Annotated in this window: 15 protein-coding genes; 8 read left to right on the top strand and 7 right to left on the bottom strand. The window is 38.9% G+C overall.

Features of this window, described 5'->3' with window-relative positions:
- Positions 1–12: 12 nt before the first annotated feature.
- The 3 genes from GT674_RS04550 to GT674_RS04540 form a co-directional block, all read right to left on the bottom strand.
- Positions 13–501 (bottom strand): hypothetical protein, encoded by a 489-nt coding sequence (locus tag GT674_RS04550; RefSeq protein ID WP_055297401.1) that lies wholly within the window; start codon positions 499–501, stop codon positions 13–15.
- A gap of 57 nt (positions 502–558) precedes the next feature.
- The gene (locus GT674_RS04545) at positions 559–879 is read right to left on the bottom strand and encodes a helix-turn-helix domain-containing protein (protein ID WP_013976760.1); all 321 of its coding nucleotides are present in this window, start codon (positions 877–879) and stop codon (positions 559–561) included.
- Positions 880–1,003: 124 nt separating this feature from the next.
- The gene (locus GT674_RS04540; RefSeq protein ID WP_055057201.1) at positions 1,004–1,219 is read right to left on the bottom strand and encodes a hypothetical protein; all 216 of its coding nucleotides are present in this window, start codon (positions 1,217–1,219) and stop codon (positions 1,004–1,006) included.
- A 225-nt stretch (positions 1,220–1,444) separates the two neighbouring features.
- Here GT674_RS04540 and GT674_RS04535 point away from each other — a divergent pair, with 225 nt between their 5' ends.
- From GT674_RS04535 to GT674_RS04510, 6 genes are all read left to right on the top strand, one after another.
- Positions 1,445–1,834 (top strand): helix-turn-helix domain-containing protein, encoded by a 390-nt coding sequence (locus GT674_RS04535; protein WP_015513588.1) that lies wholly within the window; start codon positions 1,445–1,447, stop codon positions 1,832–1,834.
- Positions 1,835–1,963: 129 nt separating this feature from the next.
- Entirely contained in the window at positions 1,964–3,817 is a 1,854-nt protein-coding gene (locus GT674_RS04530) for a recombinase family protein (RefSeq protein ID WP_161284629.1), read from the top strand.
- Positions 3,814–4,602 carry a hypothetical protein gene (locus GT674_RS04525; RefSeq protein ID WP_055177523.1) on the top strand — a complete coding sequence of 263 codons (789 nt, stop codon included), beginning with the start codon at positions 3,814–3,816 and terminating at the stop codon, positions 4,600–4,602. The genes GT674_RS04530 and GT674_RS04525 overlap by 4 nt, the downstream gene beginning before the upstream one ends.
- Entirely contained in the window at positions 4,562–4,978 is a 417-nt protein-coding gene (locus tag GT674_RS04520; RefSeq protein WP_044999283.1) for a hypothetical protein, read from the top strand. Before GT674_RS04525 ends, GT674_RS04520 begins: the two co-directional genes overlap by 41 nt.
- Positions 4,965–5,885 carry a hypothetical protein gene (locus GT674_RS04515; RefSeq protein ID WP_055196442.1) on the top strand — a complete coding sequence of 307 codons (921 nt, stop codon included), beginning with the start codon at positions 4,965–4,967 and terminating at the stop codon, positions 5,883–5,885. The genes GT674_RS04520 and GT674_RS04515 overlap by 14 nt, the downstream gene beginning before the upstream one ends.
- A 2-nt stretch (positions 5,886–5,887) precedes the next feature.
- The gene (locus GT674_RS04510; protein WP_055155695.1) at positions 5,888–6,802 is read left to right on the top strand and encodes a DUF6551 family protein; all 915 of its coding nucleotides are present in this window, start codon (positions 5,888–5,890) and stop codon (positions 6,800–6,802) included.
- 460 nt (positions 6,803–7,262) lie between these two features.
- Here the strand turns inward: GT674_RS04510 and GT674_RS04505 are convergent, their stop codons facing one another.
- From GT674_RS04505 to GT674_RS04495, 3 genes are read right to left on the bottom strand one after another with little or no spacing between them, the layout of a single operon-like run.
- Positions 7,263–8,138: an ATPase, T2SS/T4P/T4SS family gene (locus GT674_RS04505; protein ID WP_330585467.1), complete on the bottom strand. Its 876-nt coding sequence runs from the start codon at positions 8,136–8,138 to the stop codon at positions 7,263–7,265.
- Positions 8,128–9,147 (bottom strand): hypothetical protein, encoded by a 1,020-nt coding sequence (locus tag GT674_RS04500; RefSeq protein WP_243149054.1) that lies wholly within the window; start codon positions 9,145–9,147, stop codon positions 8,128–8,130. Before GT674_RS04500 ends, GT674_RS04505 begins: the two co-directional genes overlap by 11 nt.
- Positions 9,144–9,638, bottom strand: coding sequence for a prepilin peptidase (locus GT674_RS04495; RefSeq protein ID WP_227239558.1), 495 nt, complete (start codon positions 9,636–9,638; stop codon positions 9,144–9,146). The genes GT674_RS04500 and GT674_RS04495 overlap by 4 nt, the downstream gene beginning before the upstream one ends.
- 354 nt (positions 9,639–9,992) lie before the next feature.
- On the opposite strand from GT674_RS04495, the gene GT674_RS04490 reads away from it, so the two are divergent.
- Positions 9,993–10,754 (top strand): GNAT family N-acetyltransferase, encoded by a 762-nt coding sequence (locus GT674_RS04490; protein WP_161284627.1) that lies wholly within the window; start codon positions 9,993–9,995, stop codon positions 10,752–10,754.
- Positions 10,751–11,890, top strand: a complete 1,140-nt coding sequence (locus tag GT674_RS04485) for a hypothetical protein (protein WP_161284626.1) — start codon at positions 10,751–10,753, stop codon at positions 11,888–11,890. The genes GT674_RS04490 and GT674_RS04485 overlap by 4 nt, the downstream gene beginning before the upstream one ends.
- 72 nt (positions 11,891–11,962) lie before the next feature.
- On the opposite strand, the gene GT674_RS04480 is transcribed toward GT674_RS04485, so the two are convergent.
- Complete coding sequence (locus tag GT674_RS04480; protein WP_161284625.1) at positions 11,963–12,832, bottom strand: amidohydrolase family protein; 870 nt, start codon at positions 12,830–12,832, stop codon at positions 11,963–11,965.
- Position 12,833: the final 1 nt, after the last annotated feature.

The following is a 12,833-nucleotide window of genomic DNA, read 5'->3' as shown; positions in this document are numbered from 1 at the left end:
ATTCATATATCATTATTTGTATTGTGTCTGCACACAAGGAACTTCTACCGCCAAATCATAATAATATTGATACATGATCATGTTATCTTTTGCTTCTATATACACTCTCTGAGCTTCTTTCATCAAGTTATTCCAAATATCTTTCCATTCACTAGGAGCCGAATCTAAAAACCACATATTATTAAATGACATTTCTATCGTCCCCCATAAATCATCTTCTTTACGCTCAGTTTTTATATTCATCTGCATATTTCGTGCAATTTCCAATGCATCTTTTTGTAAAAAAGTGAATTTCACTACTTTTTGAGGATCTGGAACTTTCTTAAAACGACGCATATGAGCTTCTGCCTTTTTAATAATTGTTTCCAATTGTTCATCATGCCATTTTTTATCCTCTAGTATCTCTTCTTCTGACATTTGCGCTTTTTCTTCATTAATTTCTCTTTGCATTTCTTCCAATTCACGCTGTGCAATATCATAATATTTCTTTTCAATCACCATAATCTCCCAACTCCATAAAAAAAGAAACAGTCAACATTTTCGTTACAACTGTTTCCTTTATTTTTGAAGTCCCCGGAGCATTTGTATCACTACATTCTGTTCTTTTTCATCAAGATTATTCCAAATATTCAGAACCTCTTGTTGTGATTCTGATAAACTTACTGGAACATCCATTCCGGCAAAGAATTGTGCCATTGTTACTCCCAGTGCATCACATATCTTTTCTACAGTAGGCATAGTTGGTAAACTTTCTTTAGCAATAATTTTTCCAATCGAAGATTGAGATATACCAGTCAACTGTGACAGCCGATATTTGCTCATATCACGTTTTTTACATAAAGCTATAATATTGTCCGCAATATAATCCTCTGTGCGCAAGTAAATACACCTCTTTCCGATAGTAGTTACCTTAATTGTAACTAGAAATCCGCAAAAATATTAGAGATGTATCTTACAAGTATTTACTAAGGGAAACAGTAGTATTTAAACAAAAAAAATAGAACTATATAAAGTTGTATTCCATTAATGTCAGCTTATTATCTAAATGCTCATATTCTCTTTGTACCTCTTCAATTTTATCATATAGTTTCAGCACTGTCGAACCCTTTATCATTTTATTTTCTTGGCACATCTGCCGGAATTTTTCTTTGTACTCCCGCAGTATTCTTCCTTTTTCCTCTAATTCCTCCAATGTTTTGATTTCCTCTTTATCTGCCATGTATTTTCCTCCCAGACATAATTTTTAATACATAAATGATAACCCTTTTTTCGCTGTTGTTCAATTACAACTTATCGCCTTTTTCTCGCATCAATCGACAATCTTCTTTTTGCTATATACATATGATATACTTCTCTTTATACAACCAATTGCTATTGTATAGCTCACCATTTTTTCTATCTACAACACAAAAAAGTCAAGTTGTGATGGAAAGGAGGTGAGGACATGGAAATAAATTATGCACTTATAGGCAAACGTATAAGAGAAACCCGCAAACAACGAGGATTATCTGCCGAGGAGCTGGCTGAAATTGCTGATCTTTCTACTGTTTATATAAGCTATATAGAAAATGCCAAGCGTAAACCCAGTTTAGAATCTTTAATCAAAATTAGCAACGCACTTGAAATTACTATTGATGAATTACTCTATGGGAACTTGTTATACAATCCTACGGAATATCAAACTGACATTGATTTATTAATGGCAGATTGTACCAGCACTGAAAAACGTTACATATTCGAGGTTCTTTCAGCCATCAAAAACATTTTACGAATCAATGATTGGCATCTATCCTCAAGACACAATTACGATGCTGATAACCCGAATGATTATTAAATCATTCAATAACAATCAAATATCTATTTCTACATAAACCATCCGTTAATCACTTAACTGATGGTTTATGTCTTTTTCAATCAAAAAATTCTATGATAGTTATATCAACTATAAAGGATGTCGCTATTGATGAAAGAAAGTGAAGAACGAAGCAGTAATATTGATGAACAGAAAGCCAGAATCCGGCAAAGATACAAAGGTATTGATCCAGAAGAACTGGAAGTAATTCCGGCACTTCCACCAGAGGATATTTTTAAAACAGAAAAAAAACTACGAGTAGCTGTATATGCAAGGGTATCTACGGATGATCCACGCCAAACATCCTCATATGAATTGCAGAAAAATCATTATCAGGATGTAGTAAATAAAAATCCGAATTGGATGCTTGTAGAAATATATGCCGACGAAGGCATTTCCGGCACTTCGCTTCAACATAGAGATGCATTCAAAAAAATGATTGAAGATTGTGAAGCCGGAAAAATTGATTTAATCATAACAAAAAGTGTATCCCGATTTGCAAGAAACGTTGTTGACTGTATCCGATATGTACGAGAGCTTTCTTCACTCCGTCCACCCGTCGGTGTATTTTTTGAAACAGAGCATTTAAATACTCTTGATCCCAAAAGCGAAATGATTCTGTCATTCATGTCAACACTTGCGCAGGAAGAAAGTCATACCAAAAGTGAAATTATGAATTCTTCCATTGAAATGCGTTTTCGTCGGGGAATATTCCTTACACCTCCTCTGCTCGGATATGACCAAGACGAAAATGGAGATCTTGTAATCAATCCACATGAAGCTAAAATTGTGCAGCTTATTTTTTATATGTATCTGAATGGAAGCAGTACTCAACAAATTGCTGATTCTTTGACAGAACTCGGTTGTAAAACAAAAAAGAATAATGATGTCTGGTCATCCAGTACCATACTACAAATCCTTCAAAATGAACGCCATTGTGGGGATGTTCTGGCGAGAAAAACATGGACTCCAAATTATCTTGACCATAAATCAAGGAAAAACAATCAAGACCGTAATCAATACAGAAAAGTCGGACATCACGAAGCTATTATCTCCCGAGATGATTTCATAGCTGTTCAAAAATTAATTACAAATGCGAAATATGGAAATAAAGAGATTTTACCAGAATTACATGTGATACAAGAAGGCTCTCTAAGTGGATTTATAAGCATTAATCCAAGATGGTCTGGATTTAAAGCCAGAGACTACTTTGAAGCATCTCAAAGCGTCCTTAAACCGGCAAATATGAATGTACCTGATACAATTACTGCTTCCGCCGGTTCCTTCGATTTAAGAGACTATGAAGTTGCCAGAGGACAATTTTTCTCCTCTGTTGGTCGGATTTCTGTTTCTTTTTCATATAAACAGATCTCTTTTAACAAAGATGCTATACGGAAATTTCCAAACATAAAATTTGTCGAACTGCTAATACACCCAAGCTCAAAACTACTTGCTATCCGACCATGTTCCTCTGAAACAAAAAATAAAGTGCAGTGGTCACGTCTCAAAGATGGTCAACTTATTCCAAAACCAATTTCCGGCGCTGCATTTTTGCCAACATTATACGAGATATTTAAATGGGACAAAAAATGCAAATATAGAATATTAGGAGTTGCCCACCAAAAAGACAATGAAAATGTCCTTATTTTCAACATGGACGATACAGAAATACGAATACCGACAAATACCAACGACGTATCCGCCCTCAACAATAACACGCCTGATACAATATCTGATTCTAAGAGTGTGTTAGCTTATCCTGCCGACTGGATGAATAGCTTCGGTAATAATTACTATACTCAGTCTCAAGCGCCAGAATTAACAGAATTTACAGCGGACAAAAACTGGCAGACTGCTTCAGAAAGTAAACCTTATAAAGAGCCCGAGCTACAAACCACTCCCAAAGAAACCATTATACAAAATATAAAGAATATTATTACAGAAATTAAAGGAGACACCCAATGAGCGAGCAACCTATAAATCAATGGAATATGACTACAGAACCTTCTGATATGATGAAAATCAACACACCTATGCCAATAACAGTCGCACCCAGCCCCTCAAATCAAATGGAAGTCATTGACGATGATTCTTTCAGCTATGACGGTTATCAAGTTGTACGTGGCGAATTCTTCGCTCATATTTACGAACCTTCGTTTACGTTTAATAACTACAAGGTATCTGTAAATACCGCCTGCATAAAAAAACTACCCGATGTCGAATATGTGCAAATATTAGTCAATCCCATTGAAAAAAAACTGGCTGTCCGTCCCTGTCGAGAAGAAGAAAAAGACTCTTTTCGTTGGTGTTCCTCTGGAAAAAAGCGTTCGCCAAAACAAATCACCTGTCGAATTTTCTTTGCTAAAGTGATATCTCTCATGGACTGGAATCCTAATTATCGGTACAAGATTCTCGGCAAACTAATTCGTTCTGGCAATGAAATACTGTTCATTTTCGATTTAACTTCACCTGAAATATTTCCTCGTACACTAAAAGACAATGGAACTGTAACCACTGCTAGGACACCTTCTTATCCTGAAGAATGGAAGAATCAGTTCGGTATTCCAGTGGAAGAACATCAAAAATCAATGCAAGTCAATATATTTGAAGGCTACGCAGTATTTGACATACAAGAAAAGAAGAAGGCAACTGATAAATCCATAGAAAAAGCAAAAGAACCATCAACAACAGAAAGTGAGGAAAAATCCTATGAACAACAAACACTCTTCCCATCCACTAATATGTATTGACTTTAAAAAGAATCGTATACGAATCCACCGCAATACACTCCGTCAAATTGGTAACCCAGAATATATTCAACTTCTTGTTAATCCTGATCAAAAAATGATAGGTATAAAGGCTAGTTGTGCAGAGGATAAATTGGCACATAAAGTTAAGGATTATTTTGTCATCAATGGTAACAGTTATGAATTGTACAGCCGAGAATTACTATATTCACTTTCCCAGCTTAACCTTTCTTGGGAGAAATTTAACATTTTTCGTTTAGAAGGCAATATTTACCCAGATAAGAAAATAGCTCTATTTTCCATGGATAACATCATCACAAAACTGCCACAAACAGAATTCAAATCAGAAATAATGGGAGATGAGTATGCGCAATTATAGTATATATACATTAAAAACAAAACTAGAATTCACCAATTTGTATCAATATCTCAGTGAAAAAGATTATAAACAACTTGAACAACAGATATTATGTCATTCCTATCACACCCCAATCTGCACATGGAATGGTATTGTCATTAATGGTATAGAAGCGTATGAATTATTTCGTAAACACAGTATTCCTTTCCGAATAAAAAGACTCCATTTTTCCAGTAAAGAAGATGTAATTTCATGGATATGTACTGACCAACTTAAACGAGAGGATTTAACCAATATCAATAAAAAATACCTGATTGGGAAAAAATATGATGCTGAAAAAATTTTAGTTTCAAGACAACTTTCATCTACGAATAAATCTCATATTTCCGGTGCAAGCATCGCAGCGAAAAAAATATCCGAAGAATGTAATGTAGCAATGGCTACCGTTTACAAATATTCTGCTTACAGTAGTGCACTAGATATAATTGATGAAAAAGTTCCCGATTTTGTCAAACGAGTTCGTTCTGGTCAGCTCTGGATTTCCCAAGCTAATATTATTGAGCTTTCAGGATTATCAAAAGAGCAGCTTTTAAGCCTAAATAACTACCTTCTTGCCGAAAAGATAGAACATCTCAGTTATCATGATATGAAAAGGGAATTACTATGGAATAATTACGCCAAACCGATGTTAAGGAAAGAATCTTCCGTTTCTATTCCTTCAATACGCAACCTGCCACAATTTGATCCAGATGCGGAAATTGCAAGTCTTACATTGACGATTCCCTCGTGGAACAGTTCTATCGAAAGGGTATTAAAAGTTTCAGATTTTAAAATTGCATCTGATACAGCAAAATATAAGCTTAAATATCAGCTTATGTGCCTAATATCAACCACAAATAATATTTTAAAAAAATTGGAGGAAATATAATTATGGATGGAAATACCGAAGATTTACAAAAGTTTGTTCCCCAAGTGCATTTTGAGCAAATACCTATTAAAAATTTATGTTCAAATCAAGATTATCAACGTAATCTTTCCATCAAACACGTTCAGCGTGCTGCAGCTAATTTTGACCTTTATCAGATAAACCCTGTAAAAGTAAGTAGACGTGATGGGATAAATTATGTGTTCAACGGACAACACACTATAGAGATTGTTGCTCTCGTCTCTGGATCAAGAGAAACTCCTGTCTGGTGTATGGTTTATGATGATCTTGTTTACACCCAAGAAGCAGATATTTTTGCAAATCAGATGAAATATGTCAAATCGTTATTACCTTATGAAATATTCATGGCTAATATTGAAGCTGGTAATGATAGAGAACTTATTATTCGTGACCTTGTTGAATCATATGATCTCACTATTACTTCTTCCTCTCGCCCCGGAGGTATATGTGCTGTATCCACTTTAATTAATATCTATGAAAAATATGGTTTTCACACTCTTGATCGTGTTTTACGCCTTTGTGTTGCCACATGGGAAGGTGCGCCTATGTCCTTTAGTTCCAATATGCTTAATGCTATTGCCCGTCTGGATAATGCTTATGGAGAAACAATGAAAGATGACACCTTTAAAGAAAAAGTTGGGCGTGTCTCTGTCAGAGAAATCAGTCGTACTGCCAGAGAACGTCGTGCCGGTTCATTAGGATTCGCAGAAGCTCTTTTACTAGAATACAATAAAAAATCCAAGTATTCACTTCCTTTTGAGAAATTATACACTCATAAAACACCCAAAAAAAGAGAACCATCAACTGAAGATGAATCCGGTCAAAGTTCCACTCCAGAAGGTCAGTTAGATTTATTTTCTACGGATCAGGAGAATACTCAGGCTCTGCCAAACGAATAGCGCAGAGCCTTCAGCCTTTATTCTATCCATACTTTCAAAAGAACACCCTGCTTTAAGGCTCTCTTACATGCAATCACTATTTTATCTTATCCCAAATTCATCATCCGCTCCATCCGCCACCTTATATATGAATACCCATTCCAAATATTTGCTTTTACCGGATACTCTTTCCTGTAAACAAATACAGTGTGATATTTAACAAAATGTATTCTACACCAATTATGTATATCTTTCATATATATGTTATTTATACCATTCACCCACTGTTCTAAAGACCATATGTCTTTATCTGACACTAACTCCATTATGAACAGTACATTATAATATTGAATGACACCTACTCTCTTCCTTTCCTCTATTAACCTTTTACACAATAACCTATACTTAATGTTCATATCGTTCCTATGTCTCTCCCTCTAATCTATATTTTCCATCCTTATATACGTTATATATATAATTATTATATAGTACATATAAGTGCCTGAAGCATATCAACCGCCTCACCTCCGCGGACTTCTCCTACTACAATTCTGTCAGGACGCATTCGAAGTGCTGTTTTTATCAGGTCGCGTATTGTGATCGAAGTACCTCCGTCCACGTTTGCCATCTTGGCTTCCAGACGAACCAGGTTCTGCACTCCCTGGATTTTAAGTTCTGCATTATCCTCAATCGTGATCAGTCTCTCATCTTTTGGAATGTAATTGGACAATGCTCCCAGAAATGTAGTTTTCCCACTGCCGGTTCCTCCGCCGATAACCATCGAATATCTTGCTTTTACAAGTGTTGCCAGAAACTGTGCACATTCCGGCGGAAGACTGCCAAGAGCGATCAGCTTCTCCATTGTGATCGGTGTATCCGGGAACCTTCGTATTGTAAGAATCGGTCCTTCCAGGGCAACCGGACGAATCACTGCATTTACTCTGGCACCATTCTCCAGACGTGCATCACAGATAGGCATGGATTCATTAATAACCCGGTTGCATCTTCCTACAATCTGCTGTATAACATCTTCCAGTTTTTCTCTGGAAGTAAATCCTTTTTCCCATTTTCTCAGTTTCCCGGCACGCTCCACAAAAATATGATCCGGTCCATTCACCATGATCTCTGTCACAGTATTATCGTCAATAAGCTCCTGCAAAACATCCAGTTTTCGTACAGAATAAAAGAGTTCCTGCCGAAGTGCTATTTTTTCTCTGAGTGAAAGTGCCTCTTCCTGTGTTCCATTCAGGAGCAGATCATCAATCTCTTCCAGAATCTCTTCATCTGATAACTCTCTCGCCAGATCCAGCTTTTCCATCAGACGCTGTCGGAGTACTCTGAAGCAGTCACTGTTCATGTGAAGTCTCCTTTCCAAGAAGTTCTCTCACATAGTTTCCAAGCGGACTCCATATCAGGGATTCCGGATAATCTGCATTTCCTGATGTCTCACAGAAGGGAAGACTCATTTTTACAGTCTTTTCAAGCAGATGGGAATATCCTCTCGTATCAAGAAGATTTTCAAACTGCTGAAGTTTACTTTGGGAAATGAGATCTGTACATACAGGCATATAAATAAACTTACATAACTCCAGCAATTGAAAGAGTTCTTCTGTTCCATTCCCCATATCCACTACGATCACATCATAGCTGCCATGAAGAAGCAGTTCCTGAAAAAGATATTCCCAGTCCTTCCAGGCGGTTTCTCTGATGTCCTCCGGCAGCTGTACCGGTGGGACAAAATCGAGTTTTCCTACATTTTGAATCATACTGTTCAGCTTCAGAATGATGCCTGGACTTTTCTGTCTTACATAATAAAGCAGGTCGCTGAGTGTACAGGAAAATTTTTGATGCATCAGTTCTTCAAATCCGGAATATTCTTCCATATTCAGATAAAGCACTGCACGTTCTTCGCTTAATATCTGTGCCAGTGTCCATGCAAAAGAAGTTTGCAGACATCTGCCAAGAGGAGAATACACACCCAGAAATTCTGTCTTCTTTTTCAATGCAGGGCTCTGTATGGGAAAAACATCTCTTTCTTCCCCATAGCACGCCATCACCTCACGGATGATCTCTGCCGAAGACTGATATTTATAGACCTCTGCATACATATCCAACTCTTCCGGTCTGCTTCCTTCTGTAAGAATCACAACCTTTCCAATGTCCAGTTCACGAACTTCCCTGCACATGGCATCCACTGAGATCAACAGCAATTCTACGTGTGTTTTCTGTGCATAAGCTACCAGACTTTCCACACTTGTAAATGCCTGGACTTCGAACGGAAGATTATTTCTTCGATTCAGATATTCCATGAAATTCCGGGCATAATCCGCTTCAAGGTCACAGACTGCAAAAATTTGTTTTTTCAATATAAACCTCCTGTATAAAGCATCACACTCATAAAAATAGGTACTGTAAAATGAATATTTTCCAGTGTATTTCCCGTCTGATAATAAGGCTTTGGCCTTCCCGTCCTGATGCATTCAGCAAGATATGCTGCCAGATAACTCATTCTCTTTCTGATATCGGTATAACAGATCAGAAGTGCAAGCGAAATTCCTGCACCGCACAGAAAGGAAAACCAGATACACCACAGAATCTTCGCAGGACCCATGATTCCTCCCAGTGCACAGAATACTTTAATATCACCTGGACCAAGCATTCGAAAATAAAACATCCACCCGAGGATTGCCAGTGGCACCAGAGCTCCCGGCACAAATCTTATAAGACCGGCAAAACCACTCTTCCAGAAGCAATACCCTGCTCCTGCCAGAAGAGAACATAAAATCCAGTTGTTCTTAACCTTCATACTGTAAAGATCCATAATTACAGATACACCGGCAATCGTCAGAAGCAGCATTTGATCAGCAATAAATAATCCGCCTCCTTGTTCCTGATATTTGATTATAAAAAAATTGGGGTTATTCCGTCAGAACCGACGGTGGGAATACCAGAAGATTTCTGGTGAGTCTTATTATAGTCTTGGCTTCTGCTGTTTGTAAAGAAAATTCGTTCACCAAATCCAGACAGCCAGATTCTGCCTGTTTCTGCTTTTTTGTCAAATTTCTTCCTGTCTTCGCCTCAGGCTTATTGCAGTTTTTTGAGGGCTTTTGTATAATATGTGTAACTGTTCACAGGTAATATTTATCCTGTATTTACAGAGTACTTGCCGCACAGTATAATAATACATAGTTTTGAAACGGGAGGCATTTTCATGGAAAAAAACATCAAAAAAATCGAAGATATGTCATTAAATGCCTGGCCTTCACATAAAATGGAACTTTATGACGGCTGGATTCTTCGGTTTTCTTATTTTTATACACACAGAACCAACAGCGTTGAACAATTTGGCAGTTCAACCTTGCCATGGAGAGAAAAGGTCTCCTACTGCGAAGACGTTTACAAACGCCTTGGCTCACCTGCAATCTTCAAGATCAGTCCTCTGGTCTCACCGGATTTTGACTATACTCTGGAGAACCGTGGATATGAGATCCAGCATACAACAGAAGTCATGACTCTACATCTGGAAAATGCCAATCTCAGTGCCGAATGTTCAGACGTAACACTTACCGATGAGATTCCGGATATCTGGATCACCAGCCTGTTTGATCTCAAAAAAATGACAAATCCGATCCACCGTGCAGTGGTTCCTTCTATGTACCGTGCAATCCCAAAGGATACCATCTGTGCTTCTGTCTGGAGAAACGGCAAGATCATTGCCACTGGCCTCGGCATCCTGGATCGTGACTACATCGGTATCTATGCGATCCATGTTAAAGAAAATTATCGCGGGCAGGGATTTGCCCGCCAGATATGTACTGCGCTTCTCAAAGAGGGAGTGCACCAGGGTGCACAGAATGCTTACTTACAGGTAGTACAGGGAAATACCCCTGCCAAAAGACTTTATGCATCTCTCGGATTCACAGATTTCTATACATACTGGTTCCGAGTTCAGCCACAGGGAGGAACAGAATGAAAAAATGGCTTCTTTTGTCATTCTGCAGTGTATTTATTCCTTTGTTGTCAGGCTGCAGCCCTGAGAATCTCCTCAACAGGATCATGTCTTCTGATAATCAGGAAATCCAGGATATCCATCCTGACAGCACGCGCATCTATATGGATGAACTGCCGGGAACTGTCCAGAGTTTCACCGGAAACAAACTCACTCTTGTCAGTTCTTCTCAACCGTATACGTTTGATGTTTCTCAGGCCACCCTGGAATCGGAGGATGGTATTATCCGCGGAGACTCTGTCAGTGTAATCTATGAGGGACAGCTTACCGATACCGACACCTCTACAGTCCGTGCACTTAAGGTGGTTGATGATTATCATACAACCGATACTCTGAGGGATAAAACTTCTCATGGACAGATCCAGCAGCTCACTGCAAATTCTGTCACCATAAAATCCCGCGGCGGCAAAACTGCCACTTTCCCCAGCACCGGTGCAGAACAGTATTATCAAAACGGCCTCAAGGCAGGTACCTGGGTTTATATTCACTACAAAGGCGAATTGGAGACCCCCGATCCGGAAAATCCCTCCAGATTATACGGTTCTCATGTCAAAGTGCTCAGTATCTCTGATATTGATCCTCTTAAGGTTCCTGACCCGACGCCAACTCCTGCCCCTTCCAAAGATCAGGAGCGTAAAAAGGAGAACCAACTGCGTGCTGTGATCCAGAGTATCCAAACCAACATCCTGCAGATAACTATTGAAAGTACAAATACCACCATAAAACTGGATCTGTCCCGATTTCCATCTTATTTCAGTGGAGGCCCGACTCCGGGATCTCATGTCACCATCACTTATACCGGTGATTTTGACGGCAGCACTACAGAGAATATTTCCATCCTCGAAGTCACAGGAGATGTTCCCGAATCACTCAGTGAGCAAAGGATTTCCTTTGCTGTATCCGGCGACATTATCGCTTCAACCTCCAATACGCTCACTCTTTTGACTTATGATAATGTGTATGTTACCTGCAATATAGACAATGCTTCCAATTCCTCTACAGGCGGACTGCTCAGCGGAAGTTCCGTTAAGATTACTTTCAATCCTGCCAAATCACGCAAATCCAATATTCTCTGTGCACTCAACATCGAAGATGCATAGATATAAATATTGAAAAAATGCCATAACTCTCAGCACTTCTGAGAATTATGGCATCTTCTGTTTTTATAACTATTAACTTCTTCTGAATTTCTTTCGGATGATCTCCTCTCCGTTTCTCAGCCAGTCCTGCACTTTCTTTGAATCTCCCAGTATTTCTCTGAAGGACTGATATTCCTGACAGATTCCATCTCCATGAAGTACGCAATAGGCTCCCGCATCACTCCCAAGAGCTGTTTTGACGCCCTTTCTGAAAGCTGTTCTGACCATTTCTTCTGCCCGATGGATAATCGGAAGCAGAGTTTCATCCTCATATCTTCCGCATCCCAGAAGATTACGGACCGTCACCAGAGTCGGAACCCACACCGTATGACTGTCAGCCAGCATGGTCAGCGTTTCTTCATCCATATAGTTACCGTGCTCCAGTGTATCTACTCCCGCCTCGATCGCCGCCTGCGTGCCATAAATTCCATTTGTATGACTCATCACGGCAAATCCCTCTTCATGGGCGATATGCACCATCTCTTTGACCTCTGTCTTATCCAGAGGTGTACCTGTGATCTCACCATGTTTTCGGAAATCCAGCAGTCCCGTCGTCATGATCTTGATAAAATCTGCGCCTTCCGCTGCCGCTTCCCGGACTCTCTGGTGGAATTCTCTCATATTGCCAAAGCTTCGTCCGACAATCCTGCCATAATGTCCTTCTTTATGGATAGCAAAAACCGGTGTCCTATAATCGATCCCATATTCTCCGGCAATCTGTGCGGCTCTTCTGGAAACTCCGCAGTTATCTCCTCCGTCACGTACAAAAGAAACCCCTGCTCTTCTGTAAGCCTCAAAATACTCCCGGATTTTTGACTCACATACATATTCTCTGTGCAGCTTAACCGCCTCACGGTAATCGATTCCATCCATCAACATATGTGCATGACATTCACCAAACATT

It is taken from the genome of Blautia sp. BIOML-A1 (genome assembly GCF_009883055.1).
Classification (GTDB): Bacteria; Bacillota; Clostridia; order Lachnospirales; family Lachnospiraceae; genus Blautia_A.
Note: the sequence above shows the minus strand (reverse complement) of the source record. Positions and strands in the feature narration are given on the sequence as shown.